The organism is Rhizobium sp. YJ-22 (assembly GCF_029601685.1).
In the GTDB taxonomy this organism is placed as follows: domain Bacteria; phylum Pseudomonadota; class Alphaproteobacteria; order Rhizobiales; family Rhizobiaceae; genus Metarhizobium.
Window position 1 is genome coordinate 1 of sequence record NZ_JARRIR010000028.1, and the last position, 22,224, is coordinate 22,224.

Below are 22,224 nucleotides of genomic sequence, written 5' to 3' on the forward strand. Positions count from 1 at the left end.
AATAGTGGCCGGCTTCAAATCGGAACGGTGGCCGGTAATTAATCGGAATGCCGGCCGGCTTCAGACCGGAATCCGCAAGGCTGAACTGAGCCGCACAGAACGCCGGCTGAAAGAAGCCGAGATTCTTGATGGGGTGGCGCTCGATCATCTCAAGCTTGGCGAGGCGCTTCTGGCCGCCCGTGAGAACAACACCGATCTCGCATCCGCAATTGCAGTCTCACTCGGCTGGGACGGATTGACCGCCAGCGTGGCCGCAGCCAGGTCCGTCGTGCGCCCCGATCGCAGCGACGAATTCGATGAGCTCATAGAGCGGCACAAATCGCTGCGAAAGCTGGGCAGGCTCATGTTCGGCGCGTTCTCTTTCCGGTCGTTTCGTCCCGATGATCCGGTTTTGAAGGCAGTGGATCATCTGCGTGCGCTCTACAGTGGCAGGAAACTACCCGCGCAGGTGCCGTTCGCGTTCATGACCCGCAAGTGGCGGCGACGTGTGCGCTCGGACGGTGTCACCATCGACCTTCGGGCTTGGGAAGTGGCGGTACTCGTTCACCTTCGGGAGCGCCTGCGGGCCGGTGACATATGGGTTGATGGCAGCCGAGCATGGCGCAGTTTCGAGGATTATCTTCTGCCTCGACCGATCTTTGCCCTGATGCGCGCCGAAGGCCGGCTCGGGCTTGCCATCCCTGACAGCTTTGCCGAATGGCGAGCCGAACGCACCGCCACGCTCGACGCGAAACTCAAAGAGCTGGCAAGGGCGGCGGCCGCCAACGCCATTCCGGATGCGGCTATTTCCGACAAGGGTTTGTCGGTCTCCCCGATCCGCGAGGAGGAGCGTGACGGGATCGTCGCGCTCAGCCGGCGTCTTTACATCCTCGTTCCCCGGATCAGGATCACCAGCCTGCTTGCCGAGGTCCACAGCTGGACCAGGTTCCTTGACAGCTTCACACACTATCGCACCGGCGAGACGGCGAACGACGAGCCGGCGCTGATGGCCGCTATCCTTGCCGACGCCACCAACGCCGGTGCTGAACGCATGGCGGAAAGCTCACGCGGCGTCACGATCCACCAGATGATGCTGATGGTAGATAGGCATCTGCGCTCGGAAACCTATGCTACGGCGACCGCCGTGCTGGTCGATGCGCAGCAGGCTCATCCCTTCGCCGCGGTCTGGGGCGACGGTCATATCTCCTCCTCGGACGGGCAGTTCTTTCCGGCAGGCGGGCGCGGTGAAGCCAGCCTCGAATACAATGCAAAATACGGCAAAAGACCAGGTGCTTCGGTCTATGGCTTCCTGTCCAATCGTTTCGCCTCCTTCTTCTCCCGGATGATCCAGGCGTCCGAGAGCGAAGCGCCCTACGTGCTCGACGGCCTCCTTCACAACGAAAGCTCCGTCGAAATCCATGAGCATGCAACCGATACCGCCGGCGCGACCGAAACGACATTCGCTATGTTCCATGGCTTCGGCTATAGGCTCATTCCTCGTATCCGCAATCTCGGCAATCGCAGGCTCTTCGTCATCGATCCCGACGCGGCGTACGAGCCGCTCGGGGCGCTGATCTCGGGAGCCGTCAACATGGATGTCATCGAGCAGCACTGGGATGAGGTCTTGCGGCTGAAGTCATCGATTGGCGCGGGCCTCGTGCCGCCGTCCGTCATCCTCAAGAAGCTTGCCGCATCGCCTCGGCAAAATCGGCTCAATCAGGCGCTACGCGAAATGGGCCGGATTGAACGCTCGATCTTCATCTGCGACTGGTTGCTCGACACCAAGCTCCGGCGCAGATCGCATGCCATCCTCAACAAGGGTGAAAGCCGTCACGCCCTTGCCCGGGCGGTCTTCCTCCACCAGCTTGGCGAGCTGCGCAACCGCGTGGCGGAAACCATGGCCTATCGGGCGTCAGGTCTCAACCTCGTCGTCAACGCCATTATCCTGTGGAACACCGTCTATCTCAGCCGCGCTGTCGATTATGTCCGCACCCAGGGCATCGATATTCCCGCCGAGCTGCTCTCCCAAGTCGCACCACTTCCCTGGGCTCATATCGCACTCACCGGCGACTATCTCTGGAACGAAATTGACCGACCCCTCGAACGCTTCAGGCCGATCCGCGCTAACCGTTTCAATCCAAACAACTTCGCTTTCCCTTAGCGGGTATTATTGCAGAAATGCCCACGGAGCCCCATAGCGGAACTGGTCGGCGTGTCGAAGTGGTACGGCGAGTTCCAGGTCCTGCGCGAGATCGATCTCAAAGTTTCGCGCGGGGAGCGCATCGTCATCGCCGGACCGTCCGGGTCCGGAAAATCCACGATGATCCGATGCATAAACCGTCTCGAGGAGCATCAGCAGGGCAAGATCGTCGTGGACGGCGTCGAACTCACCGGAGATCTCAGGAAGATCGACGAAGTTCGACGGGAGGTCGGGATGGTGTTCCAGCACTTCAACCTGTTCCCGCATCTGACCATCCTCGAGAACTGCACTCTGGCACCGATGTCGGTACGAAAGCTGTCGAGAAAGCAGGCAGACGAGATCGCGATGCACTATCTGGAACGGGTCCGGATTCCCGAACAGGCAAACAAGTATCCTGGCCAGCTGTCGGGCGGTCAGCAGCAACGCGTAGCGATAGCCCGCGCGCTGTGCATGAAGCCCAAGATAATGCTGTTCGACGAACCGACTTCGGCACTCGACCCGGAAATGGTCAAGGAGGTTCTGGACACGATGGTGACCCTCGCCGAGGAAGGGATGACTATGCTTTGCGTGACCCATGAGATGGGTTTCGCGCGGCAGGTCGCTGACCGCGTTGTCTTCATGGACGGAGGCCGCATCATCGAACAGAATACCCCGGCTAGGTTCTTCGACAACCCGGAACAGGAGCGCACGAAGATCTTCCTCAACCAGATCATGCACTGAACCGCCGACGCGCGCGAAACAGGTCGTTTGCCGCTCCCGACAGACGGAACGGCAAACGACCACTCCCCTCCGGCAAGACCGGAGAGGAGTATCCCGGAAGAAGCACCGAGCGGTGTCGGCGGCGGACCCCGGCGATACCCTCCCAAGATTGATCGGCTGCCGCTGCATCGAGGGTGAACAGCAGCCGATCCGCTCCCTTCGGCGGCGGTGCGAAGGGAGTCATCCGCGTTAGCTTCGAAATGCGGTCGCTAACCGAATTGCTCGGCGACCGTCTCGCGGGCAGTGATGCCCAGGATTTCGTCGGTCACTTCGTGCACTCCCTTCATTCCGTCGACCCTGAAGAGCAGGCCTTGCTCGCGGTAGTATGCCGACAGAGGACGCGTCGCTACGCGGTAGGCCTCCAGACGCACCCGCATCGTATCGACGTCATCGTCCTTCCGGACCTCTGTGGAATTCGCGAGTGCGGCCCTGGCCCTGTTCAGGACTCGTTCCAGTACAACGGTTTCGTCTACGACCAGCTCGACAACGGCGTCTAGCCTCTCGTCGGCGAGCAAGCCGTCGAGCCACCGGGCTTGTGCCACGTTTCGGGGGAATCCGTCGAGTATGAAGCCCCGAGCCGCATCGCCTTGTTGGAGACGGCGGGCGACGACATCGGAAATGAGATCGTCGGAGACGAGACCGCCCGCCTCCATAGTCGAGCGGATCGAGAGCCCGAGTTCTGTACCGGAACGGACTTCCGAACGCAGTATCTCTCCGGTTGACAGGTGCGGAATCTTGTACCGACGGGACACTATTTCCGCCTGTGTGCCTTTGCCGGCACCCGGCGCGCCTAGAAACATCAGCCTCATGTTCGTTCCCTTTTTATCAAGCTGCCGCTTTGTTCTGACGGTTCGCGATAAGATCATCCACGACAGCCGGATCGGCTAGCGTGGAAGTATCCCCGAGAGCTCCGAAATCATCCTCCGCGATCTTCCGCAAAATCCGGCGCATGATCTTGCCCGAACGCGTTTTCGGCAGGCCCGGCGCGAACTGGATCTTGTCCGGTGCGGCGATGGGCCCGATTTCGCTGCGGACATGCTTGACGAGTTGCTGCCTAAGTTCATCGGATTCCTCTGCGGCGGCCATCAGTGTCACGTAGCAGTAGATGCCTTGCCCCTTGATGGCATGCGGGTAGCCGACGACCGCCGCTTCCGAAACGAGATCGTGCGACACGAGAGCGGATTCCACTTCCGCGGTCCCGAGGCGATGGCCCGACACGTTGAGCACGTCGTCGACGCGCCCCGTGATCCAGTAGTAGCCGTCCTCGTCACGACGGCAGCCATCTCCCGTGAAGTACTTGCCCTTGTAGGTGGAGAAGTATGTTTGAATGAAGCGGTCGTGGTCGCCGTAGACCGTGCGCATCTGGCCGGGCCAGCTGTCCGCGATGCACAGGTTTCCGTCAGCCGCCCCCTCGAGGACATTGCCGTCGTTGTCCACGAGTTCGGGCCTGACACCGAAGAACGGCGTCGTCGCCGATCCCGGCTTGAGATCGGTCGCGCCCGGCAGGGGCGTAATGAGGTGGCCGCCTGTTTCCGTCTGCCACCAGGTATCGATGATCGGACAACGCCCCTGCCCCACGACATCGTGGTACCATTGCCATGCCTCCGGGTTGATCGGTTCGCCGACGGTACCGAGCAGACGCAGACTGGACCGGTGCGACCGGGTGACGAACTCGTCGCCCGCACCCATCAACGACCGTATTGCGGTCGGGGCCGTGTAGAAGATGTTGACCTTGTGCTTGTCGATGACTTCCCAGAAACGACCCTGGTCGGGGAAGGTCGGCACGCCCTCGAACATCAAGGTCGTCGCGCCGTTCGCCAAGGGGCCGTATAGGATGTAGGAATGCCCGGTGACCCAGCCCACATCGGCCGTGCACCAGTAGACATCTCCCGGGTGATAGTCGAACACGTATTCGTGGGTCATTGCGGCGTATACGAGGTATCCGCCTGTCGTATGGACGACACCTTTGGGCTTTCCGGTGGAACCCGACGTATAGAGGATGAAAAGCGGGTCCTCGGCGTTCATGCTTTCCGGAGCGCACGTGGCGTCGACAGTCTCGACCTCCCGGTGGTGCCAGACATCCCGTCCGGGTGCCCAGCCGATTTTGCCGCCAGTACGTCGCACGACGAGGACTTTGTCGACAAGCACATGCTGGCGTGCGGCGATGTCGATTGCCTTGTCCGCGTTGTCTTTGAGAGGTACCGCCTTGCCGCCGCGAACGCCCTCGTCGCAGGTAACGACGAACGTCGACTCGCAGTCCACGATACGGCCGGCGAGGGCTTCGGGCGAGAACCCCCCGAATACGACCGAATGCACGGCTCCGATCCGGGCGCAGGCGAGCATCGCGTATGCTGCCTCGGGGACCATCGGCATATAGATGGTAACCCGGTCGCCTTTCTTCACGCCATACTTCTTCATGACATTCGCCATGCGGCAGACATGCTCGTGAAGTTCGCTGTAGGTGATCTTGCGGTCGACGTAGGGATTGTCGCCCTCGAAAATGATCGCGGTCCGATCCCCATGCTGGTCGAGATGGCGGTCGATGCAATTGTAGGAGACGTTCGTTTCGCCGTCTTCGAACCACTTGATCGAAACGTCCCCGGTAAACGACGTGTTCTTCACGACTGAGAACGGCTTGAACCAGTCGATCCGCTTGCCATGCTCGGCCCAGAATGCGTCCGGGTCGCTAACGCTTGCCGCGTACCACTGGTCGTATTTGGTCCTATCGATAAGCGCGCGGTCCTTGACCGGTTGCTGTACCGGATAAACCTTCTGTGACATCGGTACTCCTCCTCACTATGCTCTTGATGTGTTGGCCAGGCTCGCCCCTATCGGGTCAGCCTGTGAAAAATCGCCGGAAGGTGGGACGGCAGTTGCTCGACCCTCGTTACCGTCGTCGCTCCCTTGCGACCGAAAATCCGGTCGGCGTAGGACGGTGCGTCGGAGCCGAGCGCCACGCAGAACGTGTCGATGCCCTTCTGATTGACTGAATGGACCGCGGCCCGGGCGTCCTCCACGAGGTAACGCTCGTCGTCCACGTCGATATCCGAGGGCTCCCCGTCGGTGACTACGAGCAACAGACGTCGGTAGCTTCGTTGCCGTGAAAGGTCCTCGGCAGCATGCCTGATAGCCGTTCCGAGCCGGGTGGACATTCCGCTATCCAGCCCGGCGAGACGCATCTTTGTCCTGAGATCGTAGGGCTCCGCGAAATCCTTGATCCGGAAATACCGGACGTCTTCACGTGTGTCTGAACAGAATGCCGCCAAGGCGAATTTGTCGCCGAGCCCGGCTATCGTGCTCGATAACAGGGCGGTTGAAACGCGCTCCACGTCGAGGACTTTCCTCGTCCCTCCCTGAACGGCATCGGCGGTGGAGTTCGACACGTCGAGCAAAATCAGGACGGATAGGTCTCGACTTCTCCGTTCGTAACGGCTGTAGACCCTGAAATCGGGAGCTACGTTCATCCGACTGGAAATCGCAGCGTCGATGCAGGCGTCCACGTCGAGGACATCGCCGTCCGCCTGTCGTCGCAAGCGTTCGGTTCGGCCCGTCCGCGCGGCACGGATCATGTTCGCCAGCTTCGACGAGATATCGGCATGTGCCCTCTCGGCGAGAATGATCGCGTCGGCCGGCTTTTCCGGAACCCGGTGTTCTCGAACGGAACACCACTCGGTGCGATCCTTGCGCGCGAGATAATCGTATTCGGGATACCGGGCGACGAGAACTCCATCGGACGCATCGCGGCTCAGGCATACCTTTCCGACAGCCTCGTTATCGCCTCTGTCTTCGGCTTCGTCATCCGGTTTCCCGTCGTCACACTGCTGCTGCTCGACCCGAGCGCCTTCGACGATGTCCTGCATTTCGATTGCCGGTTCCGCTGCGTCGCCGAAATCCCAGATACCGATGTTGTCGTCGCGATATGCGGGCTGGACGACATATCCCTTGGCGTCGAACCGGATACGCATCTGACCGAGGTCGTTGCCGAGGAGACCGCCGATCGTCCTGCTGAGCGACTGGTCGGACAGATCGAGGTCGGCTGCCTGCTCGAACAGCGTTCGTCCCTTCTCGATCCAGCCATCGGGGTCGCGGTAGTCGCTGTCGATCAGGGCTCTCGCAAGCCTTGCCAGGAGCGACGTGGCCAAGGGCGGACCGCCGGGCTTGGCGACATGAAAAGGCAGCCACAGTTCTGCGAGACCCGGCAACTCGCGGATCGCCAGGCGTTCTACGCGAGCGTCCTCGATCACGGAAATGACTGCAAGCTGGAATGGCTTCAACGCTCCGACGGGGAAAAGCTGCTCCGTGAAGTGATGGTGAGCGCCGACGTGGGCGACGGCGGCGCGATAGATACGACGCGACTCTTCACCCTCGAATCCGGAAAACGAGGGCGGCATCCGGATGCCCCCGCCTCCGAACCCCACGCGGCGTCGCATCGGCTCGGGCATGTCGGGTGCGGCGACCTGCATGGGTGGCTCGATGCCCCACACGGCGCGCAGGTACGGTCTAAGCGTCCCCTGCAGGGCGGCGTATCGATCCGCCCCCTCCTCGACGTCGAAGAATCGCCTGGCCTCCGGGTCTTCCATCTTGAAGAATGCCGCCTGCCTTTCGGGGTGGCGACGTCCGATGGCGATACCCATCGACACGAACGCTTTGAACCCGGCGAGATCGACCCTGCCGAGGATTTTCGCGCTGTTCTCCAGCAGCGCGACGATCGCTGAGGGAGCGGCCTTCGCTGCATTCTCCACGATGAGCAGCCATTCGATGACTGCGTCCGGTCGGTGAAGTAGTTCCGCCACGGCGACGGCGCTGTCCGGCAGAATGGAAGTCGTCCGCTTGTCCGTCCGGATCGCGAACTCCGAGACGGCACGACCCAACCTCAGTACGGGCTCCAGCCCCACGATATCCGCGAGCTCGGGTCCCCGTCGACGGTAGGCGCTGGCGACGAGATCACCGTACCCGGCCTGGTCGATTCTTTCGTGAGCCGACTTCCACTCGGCATCCCATCGCCCGGCATTGAGGAGGTCGGCGTGCGAAGGCATCAGAAACAGACCGATACGGCGGCGGTCAACGCTTCGCGGACGTCGGGGTCGTCGGTGATAGGGAGAACGATCGCCATCCGACAGGCCTGGGCGATCGGAATGCCCTGCCTCGTCAACATGGCCGCATGGATCAACATTCGCGTCGATGCCCCCTCGTCGAGACCGTGACCGCGTAGATTGCGCGACCGCTGCGCGACGCGAACCAATGCGCTCGCTATTGCGGTCTCCACGCCCGCTTCCTTCGCTACGATCTCCGCTTCCGCCACGTCGTCCGGGTAGTCGAAGCCGATCGCCGAAAACCGCTGCTTTGTAGATTCCTTGAGGTCCTTCAGGACGCTTTGATATCCGGGATTGTAGGACACGACGATCCTGAAATCCGGATGAGCGCGCACCACCTCGTTCTTTTTCTCCAACGGGAGAATACGACGGTCGTCGGTCAGAGAATGGATGACGACGGTAGTGTCCTGCCTGGCTTCCACTATTTCGTCGAGATAGCATATCGCGCCAAGGCGGGCCGCCATGGTGAGTGGGCCGTCGTGCCACTTGGTGCCGTCGGCGTCGAGCAGAAATCGCCCTACGAGGTCGGCGGCCGTCATGTCTTCGTGACAGGAAACGGTCACCAGGGGCTGGCCGAGACGCCATGCCATGTGTTCCACGAAACGGGTCTTGCCACATCCGGTCGGCCCCTTGAGCATGACGGGAATGCGCATCCGGTAAGCGGCCTCGAACAGCGCGACTTCCTCACCGGAGGCGCGATAAAACGGCTCCTCGACGATCGCGAAATCCTGCAGGGCGTCGGGTATGACGGAAGCTTGATCGAGGTTGGTCCTGGGCTGCATGCTGAAATCCCTATATGATCTCTCCTGGCGGACAGGCCGCCCGCCAGGAGAGTGCTGATCACGGCATCAACGATGGGCGGTCGTGGAATTGGGAATACCCTCGATCGGGCATTCTTCCGTTCCGACAGTGCCGCGGGTCATTGCCTCGACCATTTCGCGCGTGCCCTCCGGATCGCTGATCCACTTCGCATAGAAGTTATACGGGCATGCAGCCGTACCCTTGTCGCCGTCACCAGAGTTGATGAGGCCCGTGTAGCCGCGGTGGAGAAGCTTGAAGAGGTGGTTCTGGGACTGCCCGTTCTTACGGGCGTCCCTGATCGCCGACACAGAGAGCTGGGCATACTGGATGCCGTTTTCCTCGGTGCCGCACTCGCCGAGCGTTCGGCCGTCGAAGCCGACGATGGCGGAATGACCGAAGTAGGAATAGACGCCGTCGAAACCCGCAGCATTCGCCACCGCGACGTAGACGTTATTCGCCCATGCCATGGATTTGGACATCTGGACCTGCTGGTCCTTTGCCGGATACATGTAGCCCTGGCAGCGGACGATCAGTTCCGCGCCGCGCATCGCGCAGTCGCGCCAGATCTCGGGATAATTTCCGTCATCGCAGATGATGAGGCTGATCTTGAGACCTTTCGGCCCCTCGGACACGTAGGTGCAATCGCCCGGGTACCATCCCTCGATCGGAACCCAGGGCATGATTTTCCGGTACTTCTGGACGATCTCGCCCTTGTTGTTCATCAGGATAAGCGTGTTGTAGGGAGCCTTCTTGGGATGCTCCTCGTGACGTTCGCCCGTCAGCGAGAAGACGCCCCACACATTCGCCTTGCGGCATGCCTCGGAGAAAATCGCGGTTTCTTCGCCGGGAATCTGGGAGGCGGTTTCGTACATTTCCTTGGAATCGTACATGATGCCGTGGGTGGAATATTCCGGGAATATCACGAGGTCCATGCCCGGAAGGCCGACCTTCATTCCCTCGATCATGTTCGCGATGTTGCGCGCGTTCTCGAGGACTTCGGCTTTGGTGTGAAGCCTTGGCATCTTGTAGTTCACGACGGCAACGCCGACCGTGTCTTTGCTGCTGGTGATATCGCCGTGGTACATAGTCGTTCTCCTCACGTTGTAGTTTCTGGGTTTGGCGGATGGTCGTTTTCCGACGCCTGCATTCGTCGTGAGCGCAGGCCTCGGACATGATGGACGCGAAGCGGTGGGAGGCCCGCCCCGCGAAACAGTTGTCTGCCGGAGCGGCGATTGACCGATCGCTCCGCCTCAAGTTCTTTCTCCCTCGCAGGAATAAAAAACGCCCCGGAACGAGCTGCTTGAGGGCAGTTCGTTCCGGGGCCTTTTTGCCACCTATGTAGTTCGGCTCTTTTGCCGACAGGCTGCCCGGCGAAAACCGAACACAAAAAAACCCACGTTCCGCAAAGCGAAAAGCGTGGGGTCACATCACCCGTATTTCGATGGCATCTTTGCCATACTGATTTCACGAAGACTAGGTGAGAGGTTGGCTCGAGTCAACAACGAGTTGGCTGTAGCAATGTGGAAATGCGCTTGGGAGGTACTCGCCATTCGCCAACGAAAGCTATTGACGTCATAGTACGTGTTGGCTAGCTTTTCTTCGCTGGCAACAACGCCATCCAAATCCAAGGTACCGACGTCCCACGTTCGCTTCGCGAGACGTGGGTTTTTTTGTTTCCGCACACGGGCGATCAAACGCAGCACGTGTCCGGAGACATGGTCACGAATGCCGATAAAGGGGAACTCGATGAACATCCTACTCCGTACCCTCTGCCCTGTCCTTTTCGCGGCCGCGCTGACGTCCACAGTGCAAGCTGCCGAGACATCGTATCCACTCAAGATACGGAATTGCGGTCGCAACATCACGATCGAGAATGCTCCTACCCGGACGGTTTCGATCGGTCAGAGCAGCAACGAAATTCTCTACAGACTGGGTCTGGCTAACAATGTCGTCGGTACAGCCCTCTGGGTAGGTCCGGTCCTCAAGGGCTACGAGGAAATCGATTCCAAAATCGAACGACTTGCCGACAACGATCCGAGTTTCGAAAGCGTCCTCCCTAAAAAACCGGATCTGATCACCGTCCAGTTCCAATGGCAGGTAGGGCCAGAGGGGGTCGTCGCTAAGCCCGAACAGTTCGAAGAGCTGGGAATTCCGGTTTACACGTCTCCGTCGGATTGCGTCGGCAAGGAAAATTCGGCCGCAAGTGACGGGGTGAGACATCAGGTGTTCACCATGGAGCTTGTCTACCAGGAAATCCGCGACCTGGCCGCGATCTACAACATCCAGGACAGGGGTGAAGAGGTCATCGCAGATCTGGAGAATAGAGAGGAAACGGCACGGGCGAAAGTCGCAGGACTGGCCGGAAAGGTGTCAGCGATATTCTGGTTCTCGAGCGCTGCGCAATCAGACCCCTACGTTGCGGGCAAGAACGGTGCGCCCGGCTACATTATGTCCGCGCTCGGCATCAAAAACGTCATCGAGACAGATGACGAGTGGCCGACCGTCGGTTGGGAAACGATCGCGAAGAAGAACCCCACCGTCATCGTCGCCGGGTCGATGGAGCGTCGCCGCTACCCGATGGACAGCCTCGAATCCAAGATGGCGTTTCTCGAGAGCGACCCCGTAACGCGGTTGATGGAATCCGTCGAGCGGGGCCACGTCTTTTCGATGGACGCCCAAGCCATGAACCCGACGATACGCACGATCGAGGGCATCGAGACGCTAGCCACCGCCATCGAGAAGGCCGGGCTCGCGAAATGACCCGGCCCGGCTCACCTTTCTTCAAGACAGGGATGGTCCTTGCCGCTGTTGCCGTCCTCCTGGTGAGCGTCTGCATGGGGGCCGCGATCGGCGAAACCGCGATCCCCGTGACGATCGTCGGGCAGACGATCGCCAACAAGGTGTGGGGTTCCGGATATCCCGTCGTCCCATTGGATGAAGGTATCGTATGGAGTTATCGGCTGAGCCGGGCTGTCGTTGCCGCGTGTTGCGGTTCGGCACTGGCGATCTCCGGAGTGGTGCTGCAATCCCTGCTGCGCAACCCTCTCGCCGATCCCTATATTCTCGGCATTTCGGCGGGAGCCTCTACGGGAGCGGTCAGTGTCGCCATCCTCGGGCTGGGCACCAGTATGCTGAGCCTCCCCCTCGGTGCATTCCTCGGAGCGCTCGTGGGGTTCCTGCTGATTAGCCTCCTCGCCGTGAAAACCGGTACCGGACCCACCGCCATCATCCTGGCAGGTGTCGCCGGATCGCAACTCTTCAATGCGCTGACATCCTTTATCGTGACGAAGGCAGCTACCGCCGAGCAGGCGCGTGGCATCATGTTCTGGCTTCTCGGAAACCTGTCCGGCGTAAGGTGGCCAGACGCGTACCTTGCTGTTCCGGCAACCCTCCTTGGCCTCGTCATCTGTCTATGGCACTCGCGTGCGCTCGACGCGTTCGCGTTCGGTTCGAACTCGGCGGCGTCACTCGGCATTTCCGTGCTTCGGACCCAGATCGTCGTTATCGGCGCATCTGCCGTTATGACCGCGACGATGGTGTCGATCGTCGGCTCGATTGGGTTCGTCGGCCTGGTGATCCCCCATGCGGCAAGAATGCTGGTAGGTGTGAGACACGGTGTACTTCTGCCCGCATCGGCACTCATCGGCGCGGTTTTCATGATCCTCGCGGATATATGCTCGCGCACCCTCATTCCCGGACAGGTTCTCCCCGTCGGTGTGGTGACCGCGCTGGTGGGCGCACCGGTGTTCGCCGTCATTCTAGCCAAAAAGAGAGAACGGGCATGAAGCTATCGGCAAATGACCTCTCTTGGTCTATAGGCGGAACAGCCCTCCTCCAGTCGATTTCCTTCGACGTTGCGGACGGCGAATTCTTCGGCATAGTCGGCCCTAACGGCTCTGGGAAGACGACGTTGATGTCCCTTCTTTCCGGAATACGCAAGCCTCAGGTCGGCAGTGTAACACTGGATGGTCAACCGCTGTCGAAAATCGGCAGGCGCGACGTTTCCCGAAGCATCGCCCTGGTGGAGCAGCAAGCGGAGACCGGAGAACGCCTCACCGCGCGTCAGGCGGTAGAGCTTGGCCGCACTCCTCACCTCGGCGCATATACACCCTGGACACAGGTAGACGCTGAGACCGTGAACCGGGCGCTTCGAAACGTGGACATGGATCATCTCGCGGGACGATACTGGCACACCCTCTCGGGCGGCGAGCGCCAGAGGCTTCATATCGCCCGGGCCCTTGCACAGGAACCCAAGGTGCTTTTGCTTGACGAACCGACCAACCATCTCGACATCGGCCACCAGATCGACCTTCTCGATCTGGTCGGGAAACTCGACCTTACTGTAGTCACTGCCTTGCATGATCTCAACCATGCGGCCCTGTTCTGCGACCGGATCGCGCTTATGCAAAACGGGTCATTGGTTGCGCTCGGCAAGCCGTCCGATGTGCTTACGGTGCGTTGCATCCGCGAAGTCTTCGGCGTCGAGGCCGAGGTAGAAACCATCGGACACGGCAGCTGTAACATTCGTTTCCTGCCGCGCGGTCGGGTTGATCTGGCTCGCGAGGGCAGGCTCAGGGCCGCTAGTTGAGGAAGGGAAACCTGTGAACCCGCGGAACTACGATCTCAAAGAAGACATCCGGGAGTACTGGTCCCTCAGAGCGGAGACCTTTGACCTGGCCTTCGGGCATCGCATCGCCCCCGGACCCGAACAGGATGCCTGGACGGCGTCTATCCGGAGCATTCTGGGAGACGGGGATAAGAAGGTCCTCGAGCTTGCCTGCGGGACCGGCGAAATAACGAAGGTCATTCTCTCGTTAGGGCATGACGTAACGGCAATCGACTTTTCCGAGAAGATGCTCGCGGTCGCCCGGAAAAAACACAGCGGGTCCTCTAAAGTGCGTTTCGTTCTCGGGGATGCGGAAAACACGATGGAGGCCGACGATACCTATGACGCGATCGTTTGCCGTCACCTTGTCTGGACGCTGACGGACCCGCGTAAGGCTATTGCAGAATGGCTACGGGTGCTCAAGCCGGGTGGCAAGCTAATCGTCTTCGACGGCAATTGGGCGACCAAGCCGTTCATCGGACGGTGCGCCGAAATCGGCGTACGGTGCCTCGAGCGATTCATCGGTCATGATCCCCTATACGAAAACGTCATGACGGAGAAACATGCCGGCATCATGGCCCGGCTTCCTTTCAGCGAAGGTCTGACATTCGAGATGATCGCCCAGCTTCTCGACGAGACCGGATATACGGCGATCTCCCGGGTCGAGCATGGGCCGATAACATCGGCACAGCGTCAACGCGCAACGCTGCGGAACAGGCTACGGACATTATTCTACGCGCGATTTGCAGTCGTCGCAGAGCGTCCCCTTGTACCTTATTCCCTCATACGCCACGGGTACCATGGGGACAGCTCGGATCTTGGCGACACCAAATGGGCAAGCCTGAAGCACGGTGGCCTTTAACGGCTCTAACTATGGTCTCCTTGTCCGGTTGATAAGGGCATTCGGTCTTCGATCACTTCTATCGGGTCAGACGGGCTTCTTTTTGGAGAGCCCGCCGTCCCGTTCGAGCGCCCTCACCCCACGTCAGGTGCACTCCAACTCATGGCTAGCCGATCATCCGTTCGAGCGACCGTACGCCGTGAGATCTTTTTTCCCGATGCCCGGCAAGATAATGTTGCCGTAGGAGGTCAGTTCATCGAAGAACTCGTTCTTGTAGGCCTGGTAGTCCGAGCTGCCCTGTTTGAGGTAGTTCGAAACCAGGATGTCTTTGAGTTCGGCTTCCATCACGTCGATGCGCATATCCCGCGCGGCGTAAATATGGACTTCGACACTGTCGGTCTTGAAACCTTCCTTCAAACCCGAGTACTGCGGCACGAACGAAATCCACTGTTGCAAAACGGCATCCCAGATCGATCGCGCCTGTCCCGGAAGTACTTGGACGCCAGGATGGCTGAACTTCGCGATGCCGAACATGTTGAGCTTGCCGCCGCACCGCTTGATCATGCGGATGAGGTGCGAAGCGTTGTCGGACACAGCCCACCGCATGAACGAATCCGCAACAAACCGATTGGTGACCATCTGCTTGAACGACTGGCGTACCTCTTTCACGCCTGTCGTGGTGTAGGCGGTGAGGCGCTGCCAGCTGTGCTCGGTCGGAACGACATAGAACCCGCCCGAAAACGGGTTGTTTTCCACCGCGCCGCAGGTTGCGTCGATCTCGTCCAGCGCTTTCGTCTGATCGACGCTGTCGCTGTATTCTCCGTCACCGCTGTGGCTGAGCTGACCGACGCCAGCGACCCGGACGTTATCACCGAGGCCGATTTTCTCCAGTTCGCGAGCGATATTCACCACCATCACGCTTCCGGTTTTTCCGGCAAGGCTGCAGGCGACGAACACGGTCGAAGGATGCTTGGCTTCTTTCACCTTGTTCGCGAACTGTTGAAGGGCAGCTGCAAGCTGCTTTCCGACAGCCCCCGCTTCCGGCGTCGAAAGTACGACGTTCCCGTGGAGGTAACGGTCGGCAGGTATGCCGCGCGACGCCATTCGCGGCTTGAACGACCTCGCATAATCGTTAGCGACCTGCATGTGATCGTCACCGATATCGACTATCAGGGAGGCGAACGTCGTTCCTTCGTTGACGAGGTTGTCCTCGATCTCGCCGGTCCGAAGCAAGGCTTCGACGTAAACCGCTCCTGTCCGACCTATGCCGATGACGTGTACACAGTGTGGTTCCGGTGCGTCGTTGGTTTTGCTCTCTGTCATTTGTTCCTCCGGTTTCTCGTTGGTATAGGGGTTCACAAGTTTCCGCTCACAGGGCGAGGAGCCGTGTCAGCGTCCTGTTCGTATTGTTGGCGAACGTCGAGGCGCGTTCGGCGATCAGGAAGTTCCGCTGTCCGAAGATGCGACGCGCGTAGTGATCGGCGCGGCGGTCGAGTGTGACGCAGAACGTTCTGACCCGCTGCGACAGGCCGCTGACGACCGCCTCGCGGGCGTCTTCGACCAGATAGTCGTCTTCTGCCACGTCGATATCGGAAGGCTCGCCATCGGTTAGGAGAAGGACGACCTTGTGGTCGGCGGCCTCGGCTTCCAGAAGCGCCGTCGCATGTCTGATCGCCGCGCCCATCCGGGTGCTGTGGCGGCTTGCAGATGCGGCCAGCCTAGAACGAGCCTCCTCCCCGAACGGCTCGTCGAAATCCTTGATCCTCCGGTAGTTAACCTCGTGTCGTCCGTTCGAGGAAAAACCGTGAATGGCTATGCGGTCGTGTTGGGCCTCCATCGCCTCGGCGATGACGAGTGCAGCCTGTTTTTCGATGTCGATGACCTTGGTAAAGCTGCCGGGCACGAAGCGCTCCGTGGATATCGAAAAATCCATCAACAGAACGACTGAAGTGGACCGGCGACGACGACCATGGCGACAGAAGATGCGACCGTCCGGGGATAGTCGAGCTCGTTGTTGAACCACGTTCTCAACGACGACATTGAGGTCGATTTCGTCGCCCTCGGTCAAGCGCGTCAGCCTTACCGCCCTGTCCGGAACCCGTGCGGACGCGGAGAGAGTGATTTTCGGTTGTGTAAGCCGTTGAAGCGAAGGCCGGGTCTTCCTACGCGGCAACTCCTCCTCCACGACTGTGGCCCACCCCTCCCGTAATTCCGAAAGTCGATGGTCCCATTCCGGGTACCGGTACCTATGGCGGACGTCGATCCCCTCGACATCCCGTTCCGCCTTCTCGCCATCCTGGAGCGCATCAACGATCTCGATCTCCGAATGACGCTCGCGGTCCTCCGGAAGCGCGGTATCCGGTCCCCAGAGGATCGCGTTGTCGTCGCGGTATATCGGTTCCGGTTGACGGTCGGCTGAAGGCTCAAGGCGCATCTTGCCGAGGTCTATTGCAAGCGTACGCGCCAGGCGGTCGAAAGCATTGACATCGTCGAGTCCTTTCGAGGCCGCCTCCTCGAAAAGCTCGCGTCCCTTGCCGACCCATGGGTTCGCATCGATGTAGGTGTCGTCGTGCAACGCCCGCGCCAGGCGAGCCGACAGGCCTGCGAAATCGAAACCGGACACCTCGGGGGTCGCTGTGTGATAGCCACCCCACAGCGCCTTCAATCCGGGATATTCCTGGACCATCAGGCGTTCGACGCGGGCGTCTTCGACGAGCGCGGTCATAGCCACCAGACTGGGTCGACGATTGCCAGCTGGACGTCTCAACGGAGAATGGCGCAGGTGAGCGGCGACGTGCGCGATGTTTGCGCGGCGCAGAAGGGCGCGGTCAGTCGTGTCGCCGTAGAAGCGACGTGGATAGCGAATGACGCCGTCATCGATCGTTACCGCACGGGTTTGGCGTCCGTCGGTATCCGGCTCGTGGAGATCGATAGAGAATTCAGAGAACCCGAACCCCGCGAGATAATGAAGCAGGGCACCGCGTTCCCGCAATAATTCCTCGGTATCGTGCAAGGACTGCTCATCGGAGTACGCCTGCGGGCTGCCCCATTCGAAATGATGGAGCATGCATTTGGTATCGTTCCGATGCTTCTGCAGCCCATGGACCGCCCACCGCCGCAAGCCGTGGTAATCCCCGACCAAAGCAGGATCGGAGCCGATTCGGTGCGCAAATGCGCGAGCCGCCTCCGGCTTCTCGCTAGCGATCTGCAACAACAGCCCAGCCAGGTCTGCCAGATCGATCTCGTTTTTGAGATAATCGGATATCAGCGGCATCGCGCGGATCAGCGCGTCATATGCACAGTCATCGATGTCGCGAAGCATCCCGAGCTTTCTCGCCGACACCGGACCCTGAATTGCTTCGAAGTGGGCATTCATGGGCGTGGACCGAACTGTGCCTCCACGAAACCGCTCATCGCGGCCTGAAGATCCGGATCGTCCGTAAGCGGTGCGGTCATCGCCAGCGCGCAGGCGTCGTGTGGACCGATACCTTCACTGATCAGAGAGCCGGAATGGACGAGCATCCGGGTACTGATACCCTCGTCCAGCCCCCTGCCACGTAGCGCTCGCGACTGGGTCGCCACGGCGACCAGTCTCGTGGCTATCTCCGGAGTGACGCCACTCTCGTGTGCTACCACTTCGACTTCGACCGCCTGTGGCAGGAAATCGAAGTCGATCGCTCCGAAGCGCTGCCGGGTCGATTGCTTCATATCTTTTGCCGCGCTCTGGTATCCCGGATTGTAGGAAACAACCAAGCGGAAGTCCGGGTGGGCTTTCACGACCTCTCCTCGCTTGTCGAGAGGGAGGATACGCCGATCGTCGGTCAGCGGATGAATGACAACGGTCGTGTCCTGGCGAGCTTCGACGACCTCGTCCAGATAACACAGGCCGCCATAACGCACGGCCGTGGTCAGAGGGCCGTCATGCCATTGCGTGCCTTCGGCATCGAGGAGCCAGCGTCCGACGAGATCGGAAGCCGTCATGTCCTCGTTGCAGGCCATCGTGACAAGAGGCAGCTTGAGACGCCAGGCCATATGCTCGACGAACCGGGTCTTGCCACAACCCGTCGGGCCCTTGAGGATCATAGGGAGCTTGCGCTTCATGGCGGCGCTGAAAAGAGCGACCTCGTTACCGCTGCTGCGGTAGTACGGCTCGTCTTCGATGATCAATGACTGGAGTTTTTCGTGCATTTGCCCTCACCCCTCTGGTTCGGAGCCGCGCGTGGGCGCGGCTCCGGGTTTCAGTGTCGCTGCTGTCGGATCAGGCGTGAGCCTTCGCGAGCTTCTTGGCTTCGCCGCCCGGCGTCTTGACGACGGTCTTGGTCATCATGGCGATGGCTTCCTCGCGGATGACCTTGCGGTTCGGCGGGGGCAGCTTGTCGCCGCGGAGCTGGTCGTAGGGAACGACGACCCAGCATGCGCAGCCCCAGATGCATTCCCCGGCCATGCCCTCGAAGCGGATCGCGGGCTCCGAGAGCATCGGTCCGATATCCACGAGCCAGGCATGCTCGTGCAGCTTGGTTTCCCAGTCGAGCTTGTCGTACGCCTTCTGGCTTTCCCAGAATGCATGCAGATCGGTCTTCGCGACGCCGGGCATGATGACGTTGGCGTACGAGGTCAGGACATCGAAGAACTCGTGGTTATAAGTCTGGTAGGTCGAGTCGCCTTCGAGAAGGTAGTTCTTGGACACCAGTTCCTTGATACCCTTTTCGATGTTGTCGAAGCCCATGTCGCGGGATGCGTGGATGTGGACCTCGGCATAGTCCGTCTTGAACCCGTCCCGCAGACCGCTGTACTGCGGAATGAAGTCGATCCACTGGGCGATCGTCGCCTGCCACTTCGAGGCCGCCTCGCCCGGGAGCACCTGAACGCCGGGATGGGTCAGCTTCGCGACATCGAACAGGGTCCAGTTGCGCGACTTCGAGGACAGGGTTTCGTGGGGAGCACCCGTGAAACCCGCCGGGCGAAGGGCGCGGAAGAGGACGCGGCCGTAGTCCATGACGGCGAACCGCATGAAGCTGTCCGCGACGAAGCGGTTGGTGACCATCTGGCGGAAGCTCTGGCGGACTTCCTTCTCGCCTGTTGTCGTGTAGGCGGTCAGACGATGCCAGCTGTGTTCAGGATTGACGACGAAGAAGCCACCGGTGAAGGGGTTGCGGTAGGGCTCGCCCCAGACGGCGGTAACGCCGGCGTTCTTGTCGTCGTCGAGCATGCAGTCGATTTCGTTGAGCGCTGTGTACTGGCCCGCACCGTTGTGAACCTCTTCGCCGTCACCGACATGCGAGAGCTGGCCGACCCCGATGACCGGAATGCGGCGACCGAACTTGAGGTTGGAGAGATGGCGTGCGAGGTCGACGACGATGCCGCTGCCCGTGCCGCCCGCGATGCTGAACGGAACGAGGACCATGGAGGGCAGTTGTGCCTGCTCGACGGTGTCCACGAAACTGCGCAGGGCTACGTCCATCGGGCGATCGCCGGCGTAGTAGGCGTTCGCGTAGATGCCCTTGGCGACCAGGCGCGGGAAGTGGCTTCCGGCTTCGGGGAGCACGTACTTGTGCGAGACGTAGGATTCGAAGTTCGGGTTCCAGTAGTAGCGCGGATACTCCAGCTTGAGGAATTCGCGGGTCCGGTTAAGGCCTTCGAAGAACTCCTGCTTGTCCGGGACGGGTAGCGCGATCGCCTGGAAATTGAACCTGTCGGCAGAAACGCTGCGGGACTGCAGGCGCTGCTTGAACGAGTTGGCGTAGTCGATCGCGACGTTCATGTCCTGCTCGCCGATATCGACGATCATCACGGCGCAGGTGGCGCGGGAATCGGAAGCCAGAAGGTCTTCGATCTCGCCCGTCCGGAGCAGCGCTTCGATATAGGCGGCCCCGGTGCGGCCGATGCCGATCGCGTGGATGCAATGGGGCGACTGGGTACCCGTCGCGCTGTGGTACATTGATGACGATGCCATGTTATGTATCTCCTCTGGATGTGATTGGTTATGCCGGCGCGGTTATCGGAGCCAGGTGGCGTGCCTCTTTCGTCCGCGTGAGTTGGGTTGCAGTTGGCCACCATCAACAACGGATACTGAACGTCTCCGTCTGATCGAGAATTCCGAGGTCTCGGAGAATGTGGGCGACCGAACTCGCTCGCTCGTGCGCCACGTAGATCATGTAGTCTTCGACGAAGAGCCCGGGATCACGCGAGATGACGCCCTCCTCGATTAGCGCCACCCCCGCTTCCAGATTCTTGCGTTGCAGTGTCGCGCTCCAGATCGGGCTCTCGATGTAGATCGCCTCGTCGTCGACGCGGGTGATGTTCACGAACTTCCCTCCCCGGATTGTCGGGACCTGGTAGCCGTTTCCGTACTTTGCCTTCACCGTTTCCCAATCGAGTGCCATGTCGCCCTCCGTTACGCGTATTCGCCGCGCAGCTGATCGCGGGGTACGGCGATCCACTGGGTTCCGCCGCCGAGGCTCGCGCCCGCCATTCCCTCGATCGCGGTCGACGGCTCGCAAAGTACAATTCCCTGGTCGAGCAACAGCGCGTGTTCCGACTGCCGATGGAGCGGGTCGGCTTCGTCGTAGGCATTCCGAGCGGCTTCGAAAACCGACAGGTCCTTGAGCGCGAGACGCGGCAACAGGTATTGAACGATGCCCGGCGAGCCGCCGTCCGTGGCGCACGTGGGTGCTTCAGGGCTGAAAGCGGAATCCAGCGCCTCTGTCCAGGCTTTGCGTTCGCTTTCGTCGATCGTTCCCGACGTCCTCAATTCGAGAAATTCCGGCTGATAGTCCTCGAGCAGCCCGAGGTCTTTCCGCAAGTCGCGGTTCGACGAGCCGCTTCCGTCCGGCGCGGAACCGATCATGTGTATCCACCTAGAACCCCAGGGCGTTCTCGCGGCCGAATGTTGCGTGGAGGGCGCGGCAACCCAGTTGAGTAGCCTAAGGGCCTCCCAGACGTTCGCTCCGCGACGTTCGAATATAAGCTTCGCGAGCCGCTTGCTCACTTCTTCCCGGGCTTCCGACACGCTGACGTTCGCAGGCTGGGGAATGATCATGAAACCCGCGGTGAACGGGTTCTTGAACAGGTCGCCGCACGAGAGCGTGATCCCCGCGTTCTTGGTCTCGTCACAGAGGACGTCCAGCTCGGAGAAGACAGCATGCAGCCGCGTCAGTTTGTCGGGGGTGACCTCGTCGGGATGCGGCGCGATCCCAAGACCCGTCACGAGGACCCGGCGGCCGAACTGGACCGAGGAGAGATGGCGGGCCAGATCCATGGCGATCCCGCTACCGGTACCGCCGACCAGACCGAAAACGATGCACACGATCGAATTGCCGCCTGTCTTTTCGACGCTGGCGACGAACCGTTTCAAGGCCTTCTGCATCGGCCTGTCGGCATCGTAATACGCCTGGCCGTATAGCGCCTTCGAACCTGCCCGGGTCATCGACCCGTCTTCGGCCCGTATCGACTTCCCCGAAGGCAACCACGAGGTTGAACCGGGGTTCGGATGGTACATGGGGTATTCGAGCTTGAGGAAATCCGCGTATTTCCCGACGACCTCCTGCAGCTCCTCCGACGACGCCATGTCGAGCGCAACCGTTTCAACCTGGGTGCGCTCCTCTGGGAACCTGGTCGCAGAAGTACGCACCTTGAGGAGGTCATCGTCGCCGACATCGATCGCGAGGGCGGTGAACCTCGAACCGGGCTTGTCGAGCAGGTTTTCCGGGGCCGTGCTCAGGAATTCCTCGATCACCCGGCAGCCCGCGCCGCCGATGCCTACGAGATGGATACCGAAAGGCATCTCGGTGTGGTCTTGGATGCGGTGAACGCCGCGACGTAGGGCGTCCAGTTTTCTCTGCTGGAGCTTCGCTTCGGTCGTACCTATAGCGGGAAGCGGCCGACCGCGGTCGATGTCGAGGCCTACGTTAACGGACATTTCTGAAACCTCTCAACATTGGACGCT

General features: G+C 60.6%; 17 protein-coding genes and 1 pseudogene. 6 read left to right on the top strand and 12 right to left on the bottom strand.

The features are described from left to right. The coding region (locus P7F60_RS29240) for a Tn3 family transposase (RefSeq protein WP_277921066.1) at window positions 1-2,140 on the top strand (2,140 nt) is incomplete at its 5' end. A gap of 9 nt (window positions 2,141-2,149) precedes the next feature. Then, window positions 2,150-2,899 carry an amino acid ABC transporter ATP-binding protein gene (locus P7F60_RS29245; RefSeq protein ID WP_277921067.1) on the top strand — a complete coding sequence of 250 codons (750 nt, stop codon included), beginning with the start codon at window positions 2,150-2,152 and terminating at the stop codon, window positions 2,897-2,899. A 248-nt stretch (window positions 2,900-3,147) separates the two neighbouring features. On the opposite strand, the gene P7F60_RS29250 is transcribed toward P7F60_RS29245, so the two are convergent. From P7F60_RS29250 to P7F60_RS29275, 6 genes are all read right to left on the bottom strand, one after another. Next, the gene (locus tag P7F60_RS29250) at window positions 3,148-3,747 is read right to left on the bottom strand and encodes an adenylate kinase (RefSeq protein ID WP_148657863.1); all 600 of its coding nucleotides are present in this window, start codon (window positions 3,745-3,747) and stop codon (window positions 3,148-3,150) included. A 16-nt stretch (window positions 3,748-3,763) separates the two neighbouring features. After that, window positions 3,764-5,719: an acetate--CoA ligase gene (gene acs / locus P7F60_RS29255; RefSeq protein ID WP_259030774.1), complete on the bottom strand. Its 1,956-nt coding sequence runs from the start codon at window positions 5,717-5,719 to the stop codon at window positions 3,764-3,766. 47 nt (window positions 5,720-5,766) lie between these two features. Beyond that, window positions 5,767-7,974, bottom strand: coding sequence for a VWA domain-containing protein (locus tag P7F60_RS29260; protein ID WP_259030775.1), 2,208 nt, complete (start codon window positions 7,972-7,974; stop codon window positions 5,767-5,769). Beyond that, a complete protein-coding gene (locus P7F60_RS29265; RefSeq protein ID WP_148657861.1) occupies window positions 7,974-8,813 on the bottom strand; it encodes a CbbQ/NirQ/NorQ/GpvN family protein in 840 nt (279 codons plus the stop codon). Before P7F60_RS29265 ends, P7F60_RS29260 begins: the two co-directional genes overlap by 1 nt. A 66-nt stretch (window positions 8,814-8,879) precedes the next feature. Next, complete coding sequence (locus tag P7F60_RS29270) at window positions 8,880-9,917, bottom strand: aliphatic amidase (RefSeq protein WP_148657860.1); 1,038 nt, start codon at window positions 9,915-9,917, stop codon at window positions 8,880-8,882. 342 nt (window positions 9,918-10,259) lie between these two features. Then, a complete protein-coding gene (locus tag P7F60_RS29275; RefSeq protein WP_277921068.1) occupies window positions 10,260-10,586 on the bottom strand; it encodes a hypothetical protein in 327 nt (108 codons plus the stop codon). Between the two features lie 58 nt (window positions 10,587-10,644). Here P7F60_RS29275 and P7F60_RS29280 point away from each other — a divergent pair. From P7F60_RS29280 to P7F60_RS29295, 4 genes and pseudogenes are all read left to right on the top strand, one after another. Further along, a pseudogene (locus tag P7F60_RS29280) lies at window positions 10,645-11,592 on the top strand (ABC transporter substrate-binding protein); the annotation flags it as partial. Continuing rightward, window positions 11,589-12,617 (top strand): iron ABC transporter permease, encoded by a 1,029-nt coding sequence (locus tag P7F60_RS29285; RefSeq protein ID WP_259030777.1) that lies wholly within the window; start codon window positions 11,589-11,591, stop codon window positions 12,615-12,617. The pseudogene P7F60_RS29280 and the gene P7F60_RS29285, both read left to right, overlap by 4 nt. After that, window positions 12,614-13,420 carry an ABC transporter ATP-binding protein gene (locus P7F60_RS29290; protein ID WP_148657858.1) on the top strand — a complete coding sequence of 269 codons (807 nt, stop codon included), beginning with the start codon at window positions 12,614-12,616 and terminating at the stop codon, window positions 13,418-13,420. Before P7F60_RS29285 ends, P7F60_RS29290 begins: the two co-directional genes overlap by 4 nt. A 13-nt stretch (window positions 13,421-13,433) precedes the next feature. Further along, window positions 13,434-14,300, top strand: coding sequence for a class I SAM-dependent methyltransferase (locus P7F60_RS29295; RefSeq protein ID WP_148657865.1), 867 nt, complete (start codon window positions 13,434-13,436; stop codon window positions 14,298-14,300). Window positions 14,301-14,453: 153 nt separating this feature from the next. On the opposite strand, the gene P7F60_RS29300 is transcribed toward P7F60_RS29295, so the two are convergent. From P7F60_RS29300 to P7F60_RS29325, 6 genes are all read right to left on the bottom strand, one after another. Further along, on the bottom strand, window positions 14,454-15,602 hold the full coding sequence (locus P7F60_RS29300; protein WP_148657857.1) for a hypothetical protein: 1,149 nt from the start codon (window positions 15,600-15,602) through the stop codon (window positions 14,454-14,456). Window positions 15,603-15,648: 46 nt separating this feature from the next. Further along, window positions 15,649-17,601, bottom strand: coding sequence for a nitric oxide reductase activation protein NorD (locus P7F60_RS29305; protein ID WP_277921070.1), 1,953 nt, complete (start codon window positions 17,599-17,601; stop codon window positions 15,649-15,651). A gap of 50 nt (window positions 17,602-17,651) precedes the next feature. Next, window positions 17,652-18,467 carry a CbbQ/NirQ/NorQ/GpvN family protein gene (locus P7F60_RS29310; protein WP_277921071.1) on the bottom strand — a complete coding sequence of 272 codons (816 nt, stop codon included), beginning with the start codon at window positions 18,465-18,467 and terminating at the stop codon, window positions 17,652-17,654. Window positions 18,468-18,537: 70 nt separating this feature from the next. Beyond that, the gene (locus P7F60_RS29315; protein ID WP_277921072.1) at window positions 18,538-20,232 is read right to left on the bottom strand and encodes a hypothetical protein; all 1,695 of its coding nucleotides are present in this window, start codon (window positions 20,230-20,232) and stop codon (window positions 18,538-18,540) included. A gap of 103 nt (window positions 20,233-20,335) precedes the next feature. After that, entirely contained in the window at window positions 20,336-20,662 is a 327-nt protein-coding gene (locus P7F60_RS29320; protein ID WP_277921073.1) for a hypothetical protein, read from the bottom strand. Window positions 20,663-20,673: 11 nt separating this feature from the next. Next, entirely contained in the window at window positions 20,674-22,197 is a 1,524-nt protein-coding gene (locus P7F60_RS29325) for a tubulin-like doman-containing protein (RefSeq protein ID WP_277921074.1), read from the bottom strand. Between the last annotated feature and the right edge of the window lie 27 nt (window positions 22,198-22,224).

What these genes read in the sequence shown, in the direction of transcription:
- P7F60_RS29250 (WP_148657863.1), bottom strand. Translation starts at nt 3,747, where the DNA reads ATGAGGCTGATGTTTCTAGGCGCGCCGGGTGCCGGCAAAGGCACACAG.
- acs (WP_259030774.1), bottom strand. Translation starts at nt 5,719, where the DNA reads ATGTCACAGAAGGTTTATCCGGTACAGCAACCGGTCAAGGACCGCGCG.
- P7F60_RS29260 (WP_259030775.1), bottom strand. Translation starts at nt 7,974, where the DNA reads ATGCCTTCGCACGCCGACCTCCTCAATGCCGGGCGATGGGATGCCGAG.
- P7F60_RS29265 (WP_148657861.1), bottom strand. Translation starts at nt 8,813, where the DNA reads ATGCAGCCCAGGACCAACCTCGATCAAGCTTCCGTCATACCCGACGCC.
- P7F60_RS29270 (WP_148657860.1), bottom strand. Translation starts at nt 9,917, where the DNA reads ATGTACCACGGCGATATCACCAGCAGCAAAGACACGGTCGGCGTTGCC.
- P7F60_RS29275 (WP_277921068.1), bottom strand. Translation starts at nt 10,586, where the DNA reads ATGTTCATCGAGTTCCCCTTTATCGGCATTCGTGACCATGTCTCCGGA.
- P7F60_RS29285 (WP_259030777.1), top strand. Translation starts at nt 11,589, where the DNA reads ATGACCCGGCCCGGCTCACCTTTCTTCAAGACAGGGATGGTCCTTGCC.
- P7F60_RS29290 (WP_148657858.1), top strand. Translation starts at nt 12,614, where the DNA reads ATGAAGCTATCGGCAAATGACCTCTCTTGGTCTATAGGCGGAACAGCC.
- P7F60_RS29300 (WP_148657857.1), bottom strand. Translation starts at nt 15,602, where the DNA reads ATGACAGAGAGCAAAACCAACGACGCACCGGAACCACACTGTGTACAC.
- P7F60_RS29305 (WP_277921070.1), bottom strand. Translation starts at nt 17,601, where the DNA reads ATGCTTCGCGACATCGATGACTGTGCATATGACGCGCTGATCCGCGCG.
- P7F60_RS29310 (WP_277921071.1), bottom strand. Translation starts at nt 18,467, where the DNA reads ATGCACGAAAAACTCCAGTCATTGATCATCGAAGACGAGCCGTACTAC.
- P7F60_RS29315 (WP_277921072.1), bottom strand. Translation starts at nt 20,232, where the DNA reads ATGGCATCGTCATCAATGTACCACAGCGCGACGGGTACCCAGTCGCCC.
- P7F60_RS29320 (WP_277921073.1), bottom strand. Translation starts at nt 20,662, where the DNA reads ATGGCACTCGATTGGGAAACGGTGAAGGCAAAGTACGGAAACGGCTAC.
- P7F60_RS29325 (WP_277921074.1), bottom strand. Translation starts at nt 22,197, where the DNA reads ATGTCCGTTAACGTAGGCCTCGACATCGACCGCGGTCGGCCGCTTCCC.